The 20,986-nt window shown below is 40.8% G+C and carries 17 protein-coding genes and 1 pseudogene; 5 read left to right on the top strand and 13 right to left on the bottom strand.

Going from position 1 to position 20,986, the window contains the following annotated elements; all coding sequences use genetic code 11:
* Nucleotides 1-39: 39 nt before the first annotated feature.
* The 10 genes and pseudogenes from IPJ09_11635 to IPJ09_11590 all read right to left on the bottom strand — a co-directional run bounded on the left by IPJ09_11635 (nt 40) and on the right by IPJ09_11590 (nt 12,812).
* Nucleotides 40-795 carry a DJ-1/PfpI family protein gene (locus IPJ09_11635; GenBank protein ID MBK7372071.1) on the bottom strand — a complete coding sequence of 252 codons (756 nt, stop codon included), beginning with the start codon at nt 793-795 and terminating at the stop codon, nt 40-42.
* A gap of 372 nt (nt 796-1,167) precedes the next feature.
* On the bottom strand, nt 1,168-2,970 hold the full coding sequence (locus IPJ09_11630; protein MBK7372070.1) for a beta-glucuronidase: 1,803 nt from the start codon (nt 2,968-2,970) through the stop codon (nt 1,168-1,170).
* Between the two features lie 446 nt (nt 2,971-3,416).
* A complete protein-coding gene (locus IPJ09_11625; protein ID MBK7372069.1) occupies nt 3,417-3,893 on the bottom strand; it encodes a VOC family protein in 477 nt (158 codons plus the stop codon).
* A 124-nt stretch (nt 3,894-4,017) separates the two neighbouring features.
* Nucleotides 4,018-4,557, bottom strand: a complete 540-nt coding sequence (locus tag IPJ09_11620; protein ID MBK7372068.1) for an SRPBCC domain-containing protein — start codon at nt 4,555-4,557, stop codon at nt 4,018-4,020.
* Nucleotides 4,558-4,592: 35 nt separating this feature from the next.
* A pseudogene (locus IPJ09_11615) lies at nt 4,593-4,874 on the bottom strand (winged helix-turn-helix transcriptional regulator).
* A 313-nt stretch (nt 4,875-5,187) separates the two neighbouring features.
* Nucleotides 5,188-5,742 carry a VanZ family protein gene (locus IPJ09_11610; GenBank protein MBK7372067.1) on the bottom strand — a complete coding sequence of 185 codons (555 nt, stop codon included), beginning with the start codon at nt 5,740-5,742 and terminating at the stop codon, nt 5,188-5,190.
* A 62-nt stretch (nt 5,743-5,804) separates the two neighbouring features.
* Complete coding sequence (locus tag IPJ09_11605; GenBank protein MBK7372066.1) at nt 5,805-7,856, bottom strand: polysaccharide deacetylase family protein; 2,052 nt, start codon at nt 7,854-7,856, stop codon at nt 5,805-5,807.
* Nucleotides 7,857-8,204: 348 nt separating this feature from the next.
* A complete protein-coding gene (locus IPJ09_11600) occupies nt 8,205-10,532 on the bottom strand; it encodes a CotH kinase family protein (GenBank protein ID MBK7372065.1) in 2,328 nt (775 codons plus the stop codon).
* A 181-nt stretch (nt 10,533-10,713) separates the two neighbouring features.
* Nucleotides 10,714-12,468: a PspC domain-containing protein gene (locus tag IPJ09_11595; GenBank protein ID MBK7372064.1), complete on the bottom strand. Its 1,755-nt coding sequence runs from the start codon at nt 12,466-12,468 to the stop codon at nt 10,714-10,716.
* A complete protein-coding gene (locus IPJ09_11590; GenBank protein MBK7372063.1) occupies nt 12,468-12,812 on the bottom strand; it encodes a PadR family transcriptional regulator in 345 nt (114 codons plus the stop codon). The genes IPJ09_11595 and IPJ09_11590 overlap by 1 nt, the downstream gene beginning before the upstream one ends.
* A gap of 343 nt (nt 12,813-13,155) precedes the next feature.
* Here IPJ09_11590 and IPJ09_11585 point away from each other — a divergent pair, with 343 nt between their 5' ends.
* A complete protein-coding gene (locus IPJ09_11585; protein MBK7372062.1) occupies nt 13,156-13,932 on the top strand; it encodes a phytanoyl-CoA dioxygenase family protein in 777 nt (258 codons plus the stop codon).
* Between the two features lie 101 nt (nt 13,933-14,033).
* Nucleotides 14,034-15,074 carry a rhodanese-related sulfurtransferase gene (locus IPJ09_11580; GenBank protein ID MBK7372061.1) on the top strand — a complete coding sequence of 347 codons (1,041 nt, stop codon included), beginning with the start codon at nt 14,034-14,036 and terminating at the stop codon, nt 15,072-15,074.
* 12 nt (nt 15,075-15,086) lie between these two features.
* Here IPJ09_11580 and IPJ09_11575 read toward each other — a convergent pair whose 3' ends face one another.
* Entirely contained in the window at nt 15,087-15,788 is a 702-nt protein-coding gene (locus IPJ09_11575; protein MBK7372060.1) for a TIGR04283 family arsenosugar biosynthesis glycosyltransferase, read from the bottom strand.
* 110 nt (nt 15,789-15,898) lie between these two features.
* Between IPJ09_11575 and IPJ09_11570 the strand changes: the two genes are divergently transcribed.
* Nucleotides 15,899-16,492: a TIGR00730 family Rossman fold protein gene (locus IPJ09_11570; GenBank protein MBK7372059.1), complete on the top strand. Its 594-nt coding sequence runs from the start codon at nt 15,899-15,901 to the stop codon at nt 16,490-16,492.
* Between the two features lie 3 nt (nt 16,493-16,495).
* Nucleotides 16,496-17,263: a YdcF family protein gene (locus IPJ09_11565; protein MBK7372058.1), complete on the top strand. Its 768-nt coding sequence runs from the start codon at nt 16,496-16,498 to the stop codon at nt 17,261-17,263.
* A gap of 189 nt (nt 17,264-17,452) precedes the next feature.
* Here IPJ09_11565 and typA read toward each other — a convergent pair whose 3' ends face one another.
* A complete protein-coding gene (gene typA / locus IPJ09_11560) occupies nt 17,453-19,261 on the bottom strand; it encodes a translational GTPase TypA (GenBank protein ID MBK7372057.1) in 1,809 nt (602 codons plus the stop codon).
* A 261-nt stretch (nt 19,262-19,522) separates the two neighbouring features.
* Between typA and IPJ09_11555 the strand changes: the two genes are divergently transcribed.
* Nucleotides 19,523-20,017 (top strand): DUF1648 domain-containing protein, encoded by a 495-nt coding sequence (locus IPJ09_11555; GenBank protein MBK7372056.1) that lies wholly within the window; start codon nt 19,523-19,525, stop codon nt 20,015-20,017.
* 73 nt (nt 20,018-20,090) lie between these two features.
* On the opposite strand, the gene IPJ09_11550 is transcribed toward IPJ09_11555, so the two are convergent.
* On the bottom strand, nt 20,091-20,939 hold the full coding sequence (locus tag IPJ09_11550; protein ID MBK7372055.1) for a class I SAM-dependent methyltransferase: 849 nt from the start codon (nt 20,937-20,939) through the stop codon (nt 20,091-20,093).
* Nucleotides 20,940-20,986: the final 47 nt, after the last annotated feature.

The raw sequence follows: 20,986 nt of genomic DNA, 5'->3' as shown, positions 1-20,986 counted from the left end.
CTATGATCAGTGTAGGTTGTGTTGAGTTACATTATTTTTTTATTCTTTCCAATTTTGGAGCCTTTCGAGATATAAATAGGATTCTACAAATTTTCTATGTTCAAGATTAGTCATTTTCTCTAATAATTTCAGGGCAGAAATATAACTTGTTAAATTCCCATTAGAAGAGCTAAATTTTCCATCTTCGACAAATGTTACCGAACTGTCGTTTTGGACTTTTAGGTTTGGATAATCCTTCTGTAATTGTTCTCGTCCACCAATCCAAGTCACAATTTTCTTCCCATCTGCAATTCCCGAGACACCAATCAATTGAGCTCCTGCACAATTGCTCACTATGTATTTTGCTTCTTCATTCTTTTCCTTTATAAAATCTACTATTTCTTTATTCTGGACCTGTGAATACATATCATAGGCACTAGGAACAAATAGTGCTTCCAATTTGGGACAATTTCTAAAAGTATAATCAGGTACAATTCTTATTCCTTCTTCGGTTGTAATTGGTTTTTCGGTTTGAGCGATTGTTACCACATTAAACAGCTGTTTGCTTGCTTCGCTAGGTTTGGCGAAAACATCGGAAGTTGCAATCACCTCACTTTGAAGCACTCCATTATACATTAATAACCCAATAGTGGGTAATTCAGGTTTATAAGGTTTTATATGTTTGGTCAAGGGATCTATTTGTGTTTCCCAATTGTTGACATTCTGAATTTCCTTGTTCAATTTGGTCTTATCTGAATTACAACTGACTATAACAATTGAAAGAATTACTACTGATATAATTTTGAATTTTGTCATATATATTTGGTTTCTTTTGCTTTATGTAATAAACGACTGGCAATACGCAGTTGCTGGGTTTTAAACCGCGCCTGTCCTTTTGAACAACTTTGGATGGAGATAAATCTTAGGTTAAACACTTCACTCTGCAATTACATTTAGCATTTGTTTGCAGTAGAAGGGCGCTTCTCCTCACTTCATTCATAATATTGTCCTTCGTCTTATGTCAATATCTACCGATCTTTTCTTTGTCATGCGATTGGGTATTTTTTATTACCTACATTTAATTACACTAAACTGAATGCACTCTTTGTACGGGTTTGATTGGTTACTGTTAATCGGCAACTAACACATTAGTAAATATTTCCGCATAATACAATTTCTTTTCCTTACTTATTTACCTTTATACCATTTTTGTAAAGTATAAAAAGCCATTTTTTTAATACCATTGTCTGAAACCAGACCTTTGCGATTGAAAAAATCTTGTTTTCGTGGTAGCAGACGCAAGGGGGAGCGAAAATCCATTAAAACCCAAGCTGTTGTCCCGCTTAGTAATGTAATGTTATCAAACATTTTTACCTGGTTTTCATAAATACGGTTTTGATATTCTTCTGTCCAAATTTCGTCTGCTTTACCATGCAATCCCGCCACGCTTTCACCACCAAACTCACTCATAATTAAAGGCTTTTGGTATTTAGATGTCCATTTAATGGTCGGTGCAAGTTCAGCAGGGAGTGTATACCATCCAATGTATTCATTACAACCCATCACATCTACATACTCGCCCAATGGGTCTTCGATGGTTTGAAGACCTTTGCTTGGTTTTGAAAATAGGGCTGCTGCAGTAAGTCGGGTGGCATCAATGCTTTTGGTTTTTGTAATAAGATTTTTTAGAAAGTTGAGTCTATCCCCTGTCTCGGGTGTTTCATTTGCCATTGACCAAATAATTATAGAAGCTCTATTTTTATCCCGACTGATATTTTCAACTAATTGAGTTTCAGCTTTTGCATATACATCAGGCTTTTCAAATTTAACTGCCCAATACACTGGAATTTCCGACCATACCATTAAACCCATTTCGTCTGCCATACGAGTCATGATTTCGTTGTGCGGGTAATGCGCCAAACGAACATAATTACTGCCCAGCTCTTTTGCCCAGGTCAATAAAGTACGTGCATCACCTTCTGAATAACATCTACCGGTGCGGTATGGAGCTTCTTCATGAATGCTTGCTCCTTTTAAAAAGATAGGCTTTCCGTTCAACAGGATTTCTGTTCCCCGTGTCTCGATAGTACGAAAACCAATTTTATCATTAACCGTATCAGAAGTAGAATTTAGTTTTACTGGGTATAGTTTCGGGTTTTCAGGTGACCAAAGTTGTAGTTTTTTGGTACTGATACTTAGGAGGGCTAGACCAGCAGTATCTGTTTGGAGCGTTTGCTTTACACCGATTTCAGGAATTTCTATTGTAATATTTTGATTCTTTTGTGATCCTTCTAACTTTACCCAGCCCTTGATATCAGTAGTCTTTCCCTTTTCTAATTGGATAAAATAGTCAGAAATATATGTTTCAGGTACTTCAATAAGATTTACAGATCGGGTAATTCCTCCGTAATTCCACCAGTCTGTAATATTGGTCGGTATATTATTTTCTCCTCGAATATTATTTGCATTAACCAACACTGTATTTTCTCCTGATTGAAGTAATGAAGTGACTTCGAATTGAAATGCTGTAAAACCACCTTCGTGTTGTCCTAATTTTGTGCCGTTCAAGTAAACAACTGCCTCATAGTTAACTGCCCCAAAATGCAGAAAATAGCGTTTACCTGTTTGTGGTGTAATAGGTATTTTTTTTCTGTACCACATATTTCCTTCATAAAAGAATAAATTTTCGCGTTGTGTATTCCAGTCACCAGGTACTTGCAGTTGTTCTCCAACATCTAAATCTTGCTCAACCAGTTCTGTATTCCTTAAATTGTCACCCTTGAACTCATACTTTACAGGCTTTCTATCCTTGACAAGTCCCGAACGATCTCCTGAAGCTACCCCATACATATCAATTTGAGATTGCCAGCGACCATCAAGTGAAATCGTTTTTCTACCTGATACATTTTGCAACAAAGGGGCTTGTGCTGAAAGCGTTAAATAGGCCATCATACTTATTTGTAGGACAATTAGAAGGAATTTATTTTTCATAATTCAATAGTAATTATTTTTTTGCAATAAAGTTTATTTTGACTTAACTAAATTCTTAATTTTCATCAAAAGTCCAAATTATCCAGAGTAAGGCGGTTAATGTATCCATGTTTAATTGAAATAATTAGAAATAGAGTTTCATTTCTTAGATGATAAAATTGCTTGAAGGCCTTATTACCGCCAAAGTGTAGCATTTTAAAAAGAACTGGAATTGGAATTCCTTCTGCCCAAATGTAGCACAAAAGTATTATAGTATTCCAATCGTTCAATTACCTTCGTTCGATAGTCTTTTTTTCAATCTACTCTGTCTAGGATCATAAGATACTCGTCTGAGTCGTCAGATCTGTTATAGAAAGAAGACAGGGCCGTCTACTTAATGATGGGCAGTTTTAATTCTTACTAGTGTTCAAATTCTGAATAGTCCTTCTTAACCGAAATTATTCAGTTCATTTAAGTTCTGAAAGTATTAATTTTTTCTGATTAAATGTATTCTTCATTGCCTTTTCTCTAACTTTAGGATCATCGCTGTTAATAAGCTCAAAATATTCAACGGGAACAACCTGCCACGATAAACCATATTTGTCTTTACACCACCCACAAGAACTTTCTTCACCACCGTTTGCAGTCAAAGCATCCCAATAGTAATCTACTTCTGCCTGGTCTTTACAATTTATAACAAACGAAACAGATTCATTAAACTTGAAGTATGGACCTGCAGCTAAAATACTAAATTCAATATCACCAATTTCTATAACCGCAGTTTCGAAGTTATCTGGACCGTCTTGCCCTGTTTCTTGCGGTGGATTCTTATATTGGTGATATTCTTTCAGTTTACCATCTTTGAAAATAGTAAGGTAATAATCTACTACTGCTTTCGCATCCTTATCAACCCAAAGACAAGGTGTTATTTTTTGAGTAATCATATTTGGCTTTTTTGCTAAAGTTTCATTGGAAATTGTATCAATGTTATTGTTTTGGTGAGAATTCTGCTGAGAATCTCCACAACCTATTAGACTCGCTATCACTAATACGGTCAAGAATTTTAGTTTATACGCTTTCATTGCGATATTTATTTAATGTGGATAATAAATTTTCTAATTCGTTTAATGTAGCTGTAAAGCCTTCTTTGAAGCCCATTTTAATCATTTTTTCCATGCGTTCAAGCGATTCATTGTAAATGGTAATACTTACTTTAGTTATTCCATGGATGACTGGGTCGTCCGGGTGGGCATTTTGTTCAGTAAAATTCAAGTCCCAATTTGAACCTGGTAAATGAGGGGTTTCATCTTTGTCTGCAAAAGCACTAATGAATTTGAAATTAGTTTTTGGAGTTATTGAAGTATATTTCTGAACAGACCACATTTCTTGTCCTTCAGGACTAACCATTGCATAAAATCTTCGGCCACCAACTTCAAAGTTCATTACTTTCGTTTTTGATTCGAAAGGCTTAGGTGCCCACCATTGGTCTAGAATTTCTTTTGAAGTAAACGCATCCCAAACAAGTGGCAGTTCCGCATCAAATTCTCTGGTTACTAAAACAGTGTTGGTTGATTTGTCAACTATAAAATCAAATTGTAAAATATTCATTTTTTATTTTTTTTATTAGTGGTTAATAAATTATCTCATTGATTGAATCGGGTTTCCCAAATTTTTCTGAATTACTCTATCCATTGGTCTATTTTTTTCATTTTGTCACTTTTAAGCGAGTAGTAAATCTCTCTGCCTTTTTGATTCTTTCTTACAAGGTCACATTCTGTAAGTGTACGCAGGTGTTTTGACACAGCCTGCCGTGTACTCTTAAAGTTTTCGGCAACAGCGTTTGGTGTTGTAGCATGTACTGCAAGTAGAACGAGGACGGCTCTCCTGGTTGGGTCAGCAATGGCTTGAAATATGTCTCTACGCATAAGTCATTTTGTTTAGTAGTGAAACTAATCGGTTGCAAATATAAGTGCAACATACCTTTTTCGCAAAATATTTTTTCAGATGGGTAAGAAGTCAGCAGAAATTGTTGGCTTTTCCCAAATTGTCAAGCGTGGATATTACATCCGTCTTAATCTTGTCTGTGATCTGGTTATTGAGGGCTGTAATGCCAGGGAAACTTTTTCTAAGATACTCCTGTACTCTTTTAAGTCTATTCCATCAAGAATCAGGTGAATGGCAAATGTATGTCGGAGGGTATTTACATAAGTATTTTTTATTTACATGGAAAATTTATTCTTATTGATATCTTATTCCCAAATGATTTGTTTTAAGTAAATATAAAAATAAAATCATTAAGCCAGACCCTATCGCTGCTATTAAATTGATGAAATTGTGCGCTTTAGATTGCTTAAAAAAAGCTCGTAGAATTGCTTTATAAGTCATGAATCCAATTATCCCACCTAAAGTGTTGGTAACTACATCCGTAATATCAAAAGCCCCAATCTTAAAAGTAAACTGAATACTTTCAATTATTAATGTGAGTATTAGAAAAGAGAGCATATGGGTACTAAAATTCCATTTTTTAATTAGAGTACCAGTATAAATGCCTAGCGGTAAAAATATAATCACATTCATGATGCTTTCATCATATTCCGTTTTACCATTTAAGATAAGGTCTTTAAATGGAATTAAATTTACTTGCCTGTGTTCCATGTAGGAAAATCGTACGCCTAATTTAAACAACAATATCCACACTATAGCAATCAGATAAATGACTAACAGAACCAGCGTTAACTTGTCTGCCTTGCTTTTTGCTTTCCAAATGAATCTCCAGGACTTTTGCAAATTCATGATTTATAGAGATATATTCTAGAATTGTTTTTACGATAGAAAGTACGAATTAGTAAGCCCTCCTACTTAAAATACCTGGCAGCAAATTCCAAAAACACCGGCCAGTTAGGTCCAGGGGTATGCCCACTATTATGTTGTCTGAAAGAAATTTCGCCAGACATTAATCCTGTTTCTACCGATGGAAAAACTGTAGTACCCAAATCTTTTTTGCCTAACAATTTGTAGACTGGCCCGGCTGCAGCGGCAGCCATAAACATGCCCCTGGAATCAACCCAGCCATCTCCTACATTGCCTCCACTGATGAATATAGGCCTGGGAGCACATAAGGCGATCAATTCATGGGAATCTACAGGCAGATCACCCCAGTTTTTAGGACCGGCATATTTGATAAAATTACCTGCCATCCAATGGTATTCATTGCTGCCGGCTACATTCTCTACGATCTCTCCGGCGTTGCGGCGATGGAGTTTGGCGCCACCTTCGCCTGAGGAGCTGATGAAGCCGGTCGCAAACCTTGTATCATAAGCGAGGGTGACCAAAGCTGCTTTGCCATATCTGGAGTGGCCCTCGATCGCTACTTTGGAAGCATCTACCCTGGGGTTGGTACTGAAGTAATCCATTGCTCTGCTCGCTCCCCAGGCCCAGGCACGGAGACTGCCCCAATCATCGGGTTTGCGTCGTGCACCTTTATTCATCAGTCCTATGATGCCTTGGGTCAGACCGGCTCCATTGTCAGCCTGGATGCTTGAGAGGACCAGCACAGCGTAGCCCCAGCCTTTGTCGAGGCACTGTTGCTGCCACGATGGTTCGTTTGAGGTAGGGGGCCTGGCAGGTCTGAAACCTGGCGGAAATCCAAATCCAAGCTCCATGACTACGGGAACCTTTGCAGAGGAGCCGATAGGAATCGTCAGGCTCAGTTGGATATCGACGCTGATGGCAGGATAGGAGGTATTGTCTACATGGCCTATCAGCTGCGTGGTGTTCACAGGATGAGTACTATATAATATGGTATCCCTGCTACTCACGATCTCCCACCGGACCTGGGGTGTATTGGCGGGCATCCGGCCATAAACTTCTCTGTCAAAATCCTCAAAGAGCTCTAGCTTGCGCTGATCCCATTTTTTAGCAGTATTGACTTTTTTGCCGTTATTGAATTTTAGTGGATCCGGGAGCTTGGGATAGGGGTTGGCCTTGGATTCGTCATAGTTAGCGGCGTTGGGGGCGTTGGGATTGCTGCCGTTGGCGCCCGGCCTGAGGGAGGTGATGCCCAGCTGTCGCAGTATATCCTGGTGATCTTCATTGGTAAGCTTACGGATATTGTCACGGGTCTGCCAGTCGCGGATATGATCGGCCAGCTCTACCATGGGGGCGACCATGATGTCTTTTTCATTGGCTTTGATGTACTGCAAGAGCTCCCGATGGGCTTCGAGGTCAACATTGATATTGTGTTCTCCCCCTACACCGTGAAATAAAAAGACCAGCAGTGAATTGGTCGCCATGGCTTTTTCGACCAGGTCGATCATCTGGGCTCCTGACTCGCCGTTGATGGCATAACAGTCGATATTGTACAGATCGACTGCCTGGATAGGATGCATCTCATGTCGCACTGCCCGGGCTCCATTAAAATCAGGCTTGATCTGCTCGACGAAAGAACCATCGCTGACCATCATATCCCCACAGGTAAAAGCAAAGGTTCTTTTCTTGAGTCCATCGATGGCCTCCAACATGACATTGGTCATCCTGATTTCGTCGGACATCCTACGGATAGTATAAGTAGACATATCGTACTCAGGTCGTACCCAGGACCGGCCAGGCGTGCCCCCGAGGCAAGGGTGGAATAAAGTATGATTTCCTAGTTCATGCCCTTCGGCTGCTACAGCTTTCCACTCAAACATCCTGTTTTTAAAAGCAGGAGTATAGGTGGTCAGATAAAAAGTAGCCTTCAGTCCCAAAGAATCCAATATCGGAAGTGCATGGTCCAGGTGTACATTTAAAGCATCGTCGTAAGTAATGGCTACGGCGCATTTTTTGCCTCGCCAGGCCTGGGTGTTAAATTGTGCCTGGGCGGAATAGACTGATAGAAGAATGGCACCAAACAATATTAATTTTTTCATCTGCAGAATAAGGTAAGCTATTTTAAAAATCGATCAGTGGTAGGAAGGTTATTCCTCTTCCACCTCTGTCCAAGGTATTGGATGAAGATATAAAATAACCAAATAACCGGGCTTGGAAATAAATAGGTTTTGCAATCCCGGAGCAGGAGATATCGTTAGCGTTACGACTTTATTTGTAATTCGTTACTCCTTTCCCTGGGATTAATTTTCTCAGTTTTAGTACATCGAATTTCGTCTACAAATTAAAATCAACAAAGTCCTGTCTTACCATGACCCGGGCATAAACGTGTTGGGTTCTCCATAATATGTAAATAAGGCAGGAACTAGTAGCGGACAACCATAAACCAACTATTTTGCAATCATAACTATTTTGGAAGTTACTGCGTGCTCACTTGAAATTTTAAGTAGATAGGTTCCTGAATGAACAAGGGTAGTCTCCAGCCGTGCGGTGGTGGCTTTAGCAGCTATTCTCGATTTTTGAACCATCCTGCCCGATACATCAAAGAGCTCCACAGTTAAGGGCTTACTATTTGGCCCCAAAAATTGAATGTCTATATAATCATTTGCCGGATTTGGAAAAACAATCGCTTTTAATGCTTCCGCTTGATTGTTGAGATTTACCTCACCTAAGGCGGTGGTCAAACAATTTTCTGCACCAAAAGAAGGTGTGTACAATTTAAAAGTACCGCTTCCATTTGGGCACCTCAAATAAGAAATATCTTTGGTTTGCGCACCAAAGCTGATGCTATCTACTACGTAGCTATCAGCATATGATAAAATAGCTTGCTCGCCGGTGGCTGATAATTTGAAGGTAGCATGAATGCCTTCCTGATCTTCATCATCATCTGCCCACACGATTAAATAGGATTTTGGACCTATGGTCGTTCCATCAGGAAATTTCCACTTTTGTGTAGAGGTATAAGAATCAGACAAATACAGATTGTCAAGACTAATTGTGTTAGAGGTAGTATTGTATAGTTCGATCCAATCATCGTAGTCTCCATGTGCATCAGCTATCGTAGCACCATTATCAGCCATCAGTTCATTGATGACTAACTCTCCTTTTTGAATAGTTGATTGTACAGCATATAAATTATAAAACTCATGTTCAGCTCTTACTGGGGAGAAAATACCGGCGTTCGAATTGTCGGCGTAAAAATAATACTCCGCAAAAGCAGTCTTCATGGTGATATCTATTCCAAATACCTGGTCGCCTGCCGTACCATCATTGTGTACTCCATCATCAAACATTTTGACTTTGGTGAATGGGCTTTCTTTTGAAAACCGATATCCGATAAATACTTCTTTAGCATTGGTCACTGTTGCATTAATATACAAAGTGCTATTGATGGCCGGAGCGTTATTGGATGCACTGACATTGGAGATGGAAGGTGCCGTCGCTGTAAAATCTGTCAATGCCAACAAATAGGTACTTCTCCCGTCCATGAGGTTTTTAATACCCGGTGTCCCGCCCATACCTCCCGAAATGTCAGAAGTCAGATTGCTTTGAAATTGTGCATAGCTAAAAAACTTATTTGGGTCAGCCTGGACTGCTGCATTGATGATGGTTTGCAATTCGTTAGCCCTGGTAAAATAGGTACCGCTGGCAAAAAATTCTGAAATCATTGTCTTCATATGGGCAATATACATATGCTTATATCGGGGGATAGCGAGCAGTTTTTGTATCAACGGCCATGCAGCATCATTGAGATGGAGCAGATGGGTCATTTGCTGTTTGGCAATGGTATTCTGCAAGTTGATCGTACCTGTTTGACTAAAAGTGCCTAATGACTCATTGAGATCCCAGACTACTGGATTGAATAAACCGTTGTCGTCCTGGTATAAATAATAGTTTTGAGAAAATACACCGATATAACTATCCAGGTTGACAAAAACATTATCAAAAGCCAACATCCACAATACCCGATCTACATCCAGTATGTTTTCTATGCCATTGATATTGTTTGCGAGCGTATCACAAAGAGCAATCAACGCGCTCCAGCCATCATCGGATTTTAATTCGTAGGCCGCATCATAAGCGCTGCTATCCTTTCCCAGGTATACAAGATTGGGTTTAGCCATGGTACCTTGGCCGGCTCCTGCTATAGGATTACATTTTATAAAAGCATTGTTATTAGAATAGAAGTGGTTATTTACAAATTTTTTGGAAATGGATTCAACATTAGGATACAGGCCTATCAAGGAGCCGTTGATATACACATTGGCATAGTTGGCAAGAGGCGCATCCATGTAGTTCCTTAATATTTCATAAGATAGCACTTCTCTAATAAAAGTGGGGTCTTTGGCACTATTGCTTAGTTTGATGTCAGTATAACCCTGGTAGTCCTGCTCTTTGTAAGTATTAAGCTCAATGTGGAAAGGGTTCTTTTTTTGATTAGCATTATAGGTGCTGTTGCCTTTATATTTTATACCGACACTATCAAATACAACTCCATTGACCGCTACGGATTTTGCCATGATGTAACCTTCAGCACCGGCTTTGGAGGTATCGAGTTGATAATCCCAATTGTTTTGTGAAAAGGTGATTTCAATTTTTTGAATGGTTTTAATATCATAAAAATTCTGTCCTGATCCAGGTAGAATGGACAACGATGAAATTAACACTATTGATAGAGTCAATACATACGAAGGTGTAATTCGAATTGATTTAAGCATTTTTTGAGCTTTGGCTGGTTTGATACTTCAATATATACGACTATTTTTTGAAGAACCTTTGACCTGTTGAAATTTTTTTAATGACTAAGCTGAGATCTGAGTAAAACCTACTAGCCCATGCAAAAAAAAGCCCTTCCGTCGTGGAAGGGCTTCATACTGCTCTTATAAGTATTACTCTAAATCAATTCACTTTGCGTTCCTTTACTTCTTTCTGTACTTCTTTGGCGGCCTCTTTTACTTCTTTTACCGCTTTTTTGACTTCATCCTTTGCTTCATCGACTGCCTGGTGGGCATCTTCGACGGCTTTTTTTATTTCATCTTTGACATCTTGTGCATCACCTACTGATTGCTGTGCATCTTCGATCACTTTGGGATGAGCAGCATCATATTCCGGGCAGATCAATCCATCTTTGGTCATGACCCAGGTGAGCCCATTCATATTCCAGGGATAATCGTTGGATTCTATTTTGTCACCATCGACCGGATACATGTCTTCACCGATCCTGACACTTTTTCCAACAGGCACTTCGATAAAGACCGAAGTATGCTGATCCCTGATTTTAGTCTGGCGATCGATACCAATATAATTGTCTACATAGAGCGTATTGCCATCTATCCTGGCTACATCATCTATTTTCAGGGCGCGTCGTCTGGCTTCTGCATTGCTGGAGCCTGCTGCGTGTAAGTCCTGGCGTATGTGAAACTGGTCATCATTGGAAGCAGAGATATGCACCGGCACTTTAGGGTAGATTACTTTGCCGTCTTCGATCCAAACCTCTCCAAATAATTTGAAGAAATCATTGCGGTCTTTTTTGTCACCTACTTGCACATTGAGTACATCGCTGTTGATCTTTCCTTCATACACTATTCGATCTTGGTGGGCATGGTTGCTAAATTGGCGAGCGGTATTCAGGCCAAAGAAGGCACCACCCATGAGATTGAGTAACCAAAGTCCTCCCAGTCCGGCAGCCAGGGATTTGGGCAGTCGTGTACCATTATACATCCGCGCACCCATAAAAATCACAAAAACCATAGGGATCAAGACCAGGAAAAATGCATTCATCATAGACAAAGCCGAAGTAGCTTTAGAACCAGAAAAGAAAAAAGATGCATAAGGCCAGAGCATAGACCAACCAAAGATCATGCTGATAATGAAAAGTGACAGACAAATCAAAGCAACCACTGCAAATACTTTTAATGCGATCGGGACCAGGTTACGGAGAATATTGCCAATTAAAAGGAATAAACCACTTAACAAGCCGGATCCGGCAGATACTACCTTGCCTGCAGTAGAAAAGCTGGCTTTAAATTGTTTTTTCGTCTCAGGATCCAAATTGCTATTGAATTCATTGGACAAATGCTCTATCTCTTCCTGTACTGTTTTAGCAATGGAATTGTAATCTATGGGCTCGCCCTTCATGGCCAGTCTGTCCGCAGCAGTGGTGGCCTTAGGCAAGATGATACTCAATATGATATATACAGGAAAGCCGATGCCTCCACCAAATATCAATACAGAAAAGATCAATCGTACCCACACAGGATCCTGGATTCCAAAATAGGCAGCTATACCGGAACAGACACCAGAGATGATCTTGTCATCAGGGTCTTTAAACAATTTTTTGCCTTTATGGGTTTTTCTGGGCCGGTCAGGATCGATGATCGTTTCATCAATCGGATCAGCTCCGAATTCTTCCGGGGATCCCATGATAGAGATGACCTCTTTGACCTCCCGTAGGGTCACAATAGTCCTGCCATCAAGACGCTCTGTCAATAACTCAGCGAGCCGGGATTCGATATCACCGATGATCTCCTCACATCCGGCGGAGTTTTTGAAATGTTTGCGAAGACTTCTTATATAGGCTTGTAAATATTCGAAGGCATCTTCATCGACCGTAAAAGGGTGACCTCCTAAATTTATGGTATGAATCTTATTCATTATTTGTTATTTGTAGTTTGATTAACACTATGGACTAAATCATTCCAGGAATCATGCAACTCCAGGTAGAGCTGTTTTCCATGTTCAGTGATTTGGTAATATTTTCTCGGTGGTCCTGATCTGGACTCTTGCCAGTTATATTCCAAATATCCCGCATCCTTGAGCCTGTTGAGCAGCGGATACAATGTGCCTTCTACCACGATGAGCTGTGATTCCTTCAACCGTTTGATGATGTCCGACGGATAGATGGGTTGCTCATGGATGATAGCTAGGATACAAAGCTCCAGAACTCCTTTTCGAAGTTGGGCTTTGCTGTTGGCGATGTTTAATGTATTTCCATCCATGTAGCAAATATATGGTTAAATCAGGTATTGTGTGATACATAGTACTTAAGTTGGCAAGGATCTAGGTTTGATAATTTTGTTAATGACAGATATACAATACTATACATATATTACTATTGTTTATTTAAATATTTTTAGGTCCTCAAAGAGCAGCATTTATCCTTTGTATCCTATATTTTATAGTTAAAAATAATACGCTGGTCGAATTAATCGAAAGAAAGGAATAGGGTAGGATGGAGTTTTAAAAAAATTAAGCTTCAAGCCGGCAGTATAATATATATATGTGTCGAATTATCTTTAATATCGTCCTCAACTGAAAAGGATATTACCTAATACAAACAATATGGCACATTACCTGGAAGAGCTGGGAGTCACCGATGATCTTTTGACGCAGGCTGAAAAGGTATTTCTGGATACTCAAGGTTACCTGGTCCTGGGGGAAATATTAAGTGACGAAGAAGTGACCCAAATCAGGGATCACTTGATGATTTTGATGCAGAGGGAAGGTGAAAACGCGGGAGCGGAGCTGATGGACTCGCCTTATATCCGACATCCAAAAGAAGCTGGAGCTGACAGGCTCGCAGACCTCGTCAATAAAGGCCAGGTCTTTGATATTTTTTATACTCATCCCAAAGTCCTGGCTGCTATCAGTCGGGTGCTCGGTAAGGAGATGAAACTTTCATCACTCAATTACAGGGCAGCAAAACCCGGCGCAGGAGAGCAAAAACTTCATGTAGACTGGCATGAAGCGGTAGCAACAGGTGATTACAAAGTATGCAATTCAATTTGGTTGCTGGACGACTTTAGTGTGGCCAATGGAGCTACCCGCATGGTCCCTGGCACGCACCTGCATGGGCGATTGCCGCAGGATGTATTGAAAGATCCACAATCGATTCATCCCGACCAATTGATACTCGAGGCTCCTGCCGGTACAGTAGCTATATTTAACTCGCACACCTGGCATGGTGGTACCCGCAATGATACCAATGATCTTCGCAGAGCTGTGCACAGCTATTTTTGCAGAAGAGATCAACCTCAACAAATAGATCAAAAGCGCTATATCCTTCCAGCCACCAGGGAGCGCCTGAACGAGGCAGCTTTAAAATTGCTGGATGTATGACAGACAGATATATGTTATAAAACACCTTTTGCCCTGCAAGGAAGGAATTGGTCGTATCTACGTAACGTAAATAAAATTTGACTCTTATCTTTGCAGCGAATATGGCCAAACAGCTTCATAATAAATACAACCGCAAAGAACTTAAAAAACTGTATGCGTCCCAGGTAGAAGATCGTACCGTTGTATCATTTTACAAGTACATTAAGATCGATCAACCTCAGCTATTTAGAAATCAGCTTTACCAATGGTTTGATGCCCTTGAAGTCAAAGGGCGCATTTATGTGGCCTATGAAGGGATCAATGCCCAGATCAGCCTGCCGACTCCTCGATGGGACGAGTTTAAAAGCCTCATTGATTCGATCGAATCTTTGAGGGGTATACGATTAAATGTAGCGGTAGAGCATGATGCCAAATCATTTTTTGCACTCATCATCAAAGTGCGCGATAAAATAGTCGCAGACGGGATTGAAGATCCTGATTTTGATGTGACTAAAAGTGGAGTGCACCTGGATGCAGCGAACTTTAATCGATTAGCCTCTCAGAGCGATACCGTGATCGTAGACATGCGCAATCATTATGAGAGTGAGATAGGCCATTTTAAAAAAGCCATTACCCCTGAAGTAGTGACTTTTAGAGAATCTCTCCCTTTGGTCGCGGAAGCATTGGCTGACAAAAAAGACCAACCCATCATCATGTATTGTACCGGTGGGATCCGATGTGAAAAAGCCTCAGCCTATCTCAAGCATCATGGTTTTAATGAAGTATACCAGCTAGACGGAGGCATCATCAAATATGCGCATGATGTTGAATACCTGGGTCTGCCCAATCTGTTTATTGGCAAAAACTTTGTGTTTGATGAAAGGTTGGGCGAACGAATCAGCGAGGATGTGATCGCCCACTGCCACCAGTGTGGAGCCCCGAGTGATGACCATGTCAACTGCGCCAATGATGCCTGTCATATCCTCTTCATTCAATGCAGCTCTTGTGGTGAGCAGTTTGATCACTGCTGTTCTCAAAAGTGTGCTGACTTTATCCGATTACCACAGGAAGAACAGGCAGCAAAGAGAAAAACAGAGACTTTTAATGGAAGTAAATTTAGCAAGGGGCGGTATAAAGCTTCCAATAAAGATTTAGTTATTTAGGAAGCACCTCTTTTATCTCCAGGGATGAAGCATACTGCAGTACCAGGACTTAATTTTTACGGGAGATACCCCCAATTTAAATGCTGAAAATGCAATCAGGTTAGCCATCTGCACTTTGAGATAAGCGTTAGTTTGATATTTGCGATTTGAGACGACGATGGTTTTGTCCATGACTACAGTTTTGATAGGATGTTTCCACAATCTTCTGACCAGGTCAAAATCTTCCATAATCACATAGGAGTCATTGTAACCACCTATTTTTTCAAAAGTGGAGCGACCTATAAATAAACTTTGATCTCCGCCGCCCTGGAAAATCAGCCAGCGGAATTTGGTAAAAAATGAATTGATGGCTAATAGACCGCTTTTTTGCTCTCCCAATTGCAAGCGGTATGATCCGGATTCATATCCGGCGGATCGCTGCTCAAAAATATCTTGGATGAATGAAGCAGGCGGCATCGTATCGACATGTAAAAAATACAATACCTCACCTTTGGCCATTTTGGCACCCAGATTTAATTGAGAGGCACGATTAGATTTGATGGTCTCGAGGAGTAGTACCGGATATGATTTGGCGATGGATATGGTATCATCCTTTGATCCTCCGTCCACTACAATGATTTCTATACCTTCACTCAGAAAATCGACCAGAAAGTTCAACAAACCCGGCAATAATTTTTCCTCATTGAGGACTGGTATGATTACAGACAGCTGCATAGTGTAAAGCATAAACCTACATATTTTTTTGTTTCAATCCCAACGAGCTGGTGTACAGACATGAATCTTCACTTAAATCAAAACCAAGACGGAATATTATCTTTAGCCCCATGAATGTAGGATTGAGCCAGGTCTGTGTCTATTGCGCTTCAAGCAATCAGATAGACATCAAATATTTTGAGGCTGCCGGTAGGTTGGGTGATTTGCTGGCAGAGCATCATATTACCCTGGTATATGGGGGAGGGGCTTCCGGCCTCATGGGGCGTATCGCTGATCATGTCATGTACGCCGGTGGCAAGGTGATTGGGATCATTCCGGATTTTATGAAGCAAGTAGAGTGGGCACACAATAAAATCACCGAACTCCATATAGTAGGGGATATGCATGAGAGGAAAAAAAGATTTCTGGATGGCACTGATGCATTGGTGGCCATGGCTGGCGGATGTGGGACCCTGGAAGAACTTCTGGAGGCTATTACACTCAAAAGGCTGGGTCTGTTTAATAAGCCTATCATCCTGCTTAACACAGATGGGTTTTATGATGATCTGATAGCAATGTTGCATAAATGTATCGATGAGCGATTTATGAATGCGGACTCTACCCAAATGTGGACCGTAGTGCATCACCCTGAAGAGGTAATCCCGGCCATACGCACAGCACCCAAATGGCACGACGATGCGATCACGCGCGCGACCCTCAAATAAGCCATGTTTCATTTATTTTCAAAAATCTTATCCTTGGTCATCTCTCCATATAATTGGATAGTGGTTTCATTCCTGTTGTCTTTTGTTTTCAAAAAACAGCGGGTAAAATTTGTTTTAAGAATTGGCGCTTTGATTGGTTTTCTGATATTTGGAAATCGTGCACTGATCAATCAAGTCTATAAAAGTATTGAGCCCGCCCCTTTAATGCAGGCAAGTATCCAGGTGCCGTATGCATATGCCGTCGTCCTGGGCGGTGGTTTGGCCCATTCCAACCATAATTTTCCGGATCGTATATTTTTTAATGATCATATCAACAGACTTACGGAATGTATGGAGCTAGTCCAGTCAGGTCGGGTGAATAAAGTGATCCTGAGCGGTGGCGTAGGTGGCTTGTCCCGGTTTAGGGATATAGAGACCGATCATATGAAAACTTTTTTGGTGGAAAATAATTGGCCTGATTCCACCATCCTCGTAGAGGCTAATAGTAGAAATACGTATGAGAATGCCCTGGAGGTAAAAAAGATATTGGATTCGTTGCATTGTACCTTAAAAATCTTATTGATCACTTCAGCAGTGCATATGTCCCGTGCCGAAGGATGTTTTAGAAAACAAGGTATTCCTTTGGATACTTACCCGGCTGATTATCAGCAAAAGGACAAACTGGAGTACCTGGAGTACATCAACCCCGATACCAAAGCATTGGGAGAATGGCAGGCCCTGATTCACGAATGGGTAGGCAGCCTGGTCTATAAATGGAAAGGGTATCTATAAGCTGCAGGTAGATCTATGGTTTAAAAATTGATCGGTATAAAGACAGGTCTTTGGAGACTAGCATTCATGTAGAAATGCATATTTTTTTATCATAGATACATGAAAAATGCAAAAAAAATTATCAAATATCACTTATTCTGAACACCAGCTCAGATAATATTACGATTAAAAAACGTGAAAATCAATACTTTAAGCTACTTCCAGCGCTTTGGATTTTTCTGATTTTTTTCGATCTTCTTCTCCAAGGACCACTTTGCGTAATCGAACATTTTTAGGAGTCACTTCGATACATTCGTCACTCTCTATATATTCCATACACTCTTCTAAGGTGAGGTCTATTTTGGGGAATATACGAGCAGCATCATCAGAACCTGAAGCACGAACGTTGCTGAGCTTTTTTGGTTCACAGGCATTGACTACGAGATCACCGGGTTTGGTAGTTTCACCAATGATTTGACCTGGATATACTTCATCGCCGGGTTCTATAAAAAACGAACCGCGATCCTGTAATTTATCGATAGAGTAACCTGTGGCGGATCCTTGAGATTTGGCTATGAGGACACCATTATTTCTTCCCGGGATAGGACCTTTCCAGGGCTTATACTCTGTAAATCGGTGGGACATGATAGCTTCACCGGCAGTCTGCACCAGGATCCGTGACCTAAGACCGATCAAACCTCTGGAAGGTATTTCAAACTCAAGATGCTGGATATCATTGCGGGTCTCCATCACATGCATCTCGCCTTTGCGCGAAGTCACCAGGTCGATCACCTTGCCGCTATACTCAGACAGTACATCGACGACCAGCAATTCGAAGGGCTCACATTTTTGACCATCAATGACTTTGGTGATGACTTTTGGTTGGCCTACAGTAAGTTCATAACCTTCACGACGCATGGTTTCTACCAATACCCCTAAGTGGAGTATACCTCTGCCAAATACCATCAGTGTATCTGCACTGTTGGTCTCTTCTACTCTGAGGGCGAGATTTTTTTCAATTTCTTTAGCTAGTCTTTCTTTGATATGGCGCGAGGTTACATATTTGCCGTCCCGACCATAGAAAGGAGAATTATTTATTCCAAAAGACATATTCATTGTTGGTTCGTCCACTGTGATGGTAGGCAGTCCTTCCGGAGAATCTATGTCTGCGATGGTATCACCGATATTAAATGATTCAAGTCCGACAACAGCGCAAATATCGCCTGCCATTACTTCATTCACTTTTTTCTTACCCATCCCTTCGAAGATAAAAAGCTCTTTGATCCGGGTTCTGATCGTTTTTTCTGCTTGCACAAGGCTGATGGTTTGATTTTCTTTGATCTTGCCACGGCTGACTTTGCCGATGCCGATACGACCATGGTAAGAGGAATAGTCAATAGAGGTGAGCTGCATCTGAAGGTTGCCTTCTTCTATTTTGGGTTCTGGTACATATTTAAGGATGCCATCTAATAATGGGGTGATGTCATCACTGGGAGTCATGGAGTCATTGAACCATCCGTGTTTGCCTGATCCATAAAAAGTAGGAAAATCCAACTGCTCTTCGGTTGCATTTAGATTATAGAATAGTTCGAATATCTGTTCTTGTACTTCTGCAGGCCGACAATTTGGTTTGTCTACTTTATTGATGACCACCATCGGTCTGAGGTTAAGCTCGAGTGCTTTTTGGAGCACAAATCGGGTCTGAGGCATGGTTCCTTCAAAAGCATCTACTAATAGCAGTACTCCATCAGCCATTTTGAGTACCCGCTCTACTTCACCACCGAAATCGGCGTGACCAGGGGTGTCGATGACATTGATCTTGGTGCCTTTGTATACGACGGATGCATTTTTTGAAAATATCGTGATCCCACGTTCTCTTTCCAATTCATTGGAGTCCATGATCAGATCACCCGTCTCCTGATTGTCACGAAATACTTTTGTAGCATGGAGGATTTTGTCTACCAGGGTAGTTTTCCCATGATCTACGTGGGCGATGATCGCAATATTCCGAATATCCATAAAAAGACTGATTTTGTGTTAAAAGGAGTGCAAAGGTAATACTTTTCGTTTGTTTGAAGAGTAAGGTGGGTATAACAAGTTGTTAATTAATCATTTATTCATAAAGTAGCCAACTCAGTCAATGGGCAGCCAAAGAGCTAATGCATGAGACAGAGGAAGTTAGCGGAGCATAGAGCTGCCTGTGATCCCAGAGATTGAGCTTATTTAAGAAATTGGTTCATAATAGATATCTTCTACTTTTGTAGCTTATACCTATTAAATATGGACAACAGGCCAAGGGTAGAATTAGAATTGAGCCGTATGGATAAAGTACTTCATACCGGCTCCCGGATCGCATTGATCTTGACATGGATGACCTTTTTCTTTATTTATACCGACCTCCCTGAGATCAGTCCTACTCATTTTAATTTGCATGGAGAAGCGGATGGTTTTGGCCATAAAAAAATATTCTTCATACTACCAATCATCTGCAGCCTCACTTTTGGGCTTTTGTGGTATTTGGAAGACAAACCCTATTTATACAATTATCCTGTAAAAATCACCCCGGAAAATGCAAAAAAACAATACGTAATGGCATCAAGATTAATGAGATATATAAATGTTATCTTGCCCTTGATGTTTACATTTATCCTTGTTGCCGTGTACGATTCAGTACATGGCAATAAGTTAGGTCTGAGTAAAGGGTTGCTGCCATTTGTCTTCGTATTGGTCATAATACCTTCCTTTTATTTGGTTTATAAAGCGTTAAAAAATTAACGTAACCAGCCAATAGGTAGTATGGAAGGTTTAGTAGCCTGCGCGCTGGATAATTAGATGCACGGTGGTTCTATTATTTGGCACTATTCCTGACCGCCAATCCATAAATGCCCAAAGGCAAAACTACTCCACTCTCCGCTGTGATATACAATTCTTTTGCTTCAATATGCCAGCCTTTAAAATGCAGTTCTAAAAGCTGCTGAGCAATCATAGGAGAAAAGCCCATTGAATACATATTGAGCAGGATAAACTTTCCGGCGGGCTTGAGTAGCTGAGCGCATTTATCCAATAGCTCATCGATTTGGTCTGCCAATAGCCATTTTTCACCTTTAGGACCCCGACCGTAGGCTGGAGGATCGAGGATGATTCCGTCATAGGATTTGCTTCGATTGACTTCCCGCGACACAAATTTAAAGGCATCCTCAGCTACCCACCGGATGTCACTCAGGTCACTTTGCTCCATATTGGTTCGGGCCCAGGTAAGCATAGAGGGGACAGCATCGACATGATAGACCTCTGCGCCGGCCTGCCTTGCTACCAGGCTGGCTGCACCGGTATAAGCAAAGAGGTTTAGGACTTTAGGTTGGGTAAGTTTTTGTATCAACTGATCAAGTTTAGCCCAATTTTCTATTTGTTCGGGAAATACCCCCACGTGACCAAAGGAAGTGCATTGCAGCTGTAACTTCACCTTTTGATAGTGGATCCACCAGGGTTGGATCGGTGCTTTTGTAAAGGTCCAACCTCCGGCTTTCTCCTGATTGCTACGGGTAAAAGATGCATCATATCGATGCCAGATGGATGCTTCAGCCTGTTTGCTCCAGATCGCCTGCGGTTCAGGACGGCGCAATACATAAGGCCCAAAGCGTTCGAGTTTTTCTTGCCCACCGCAGTCTAAAAGCGAATAATCCGGCCAATGCATCATACTTGTTAAATTAGGAATACTTAGTGCGAAACTATGGTTTTTTAAAA

This window comes from Saprospiraceae bacterium, assembly GCA_016709995.1.
GTDB lineage: Bacteria > Bacteroidota > Bacteroidia > Chitinophagales > Saprospiraceae > JADJLQ01.
Note: the sequence above shows the minus strand (reverse complement) of the source record. Positions and strands in the feature narration are given on the sequence as shown.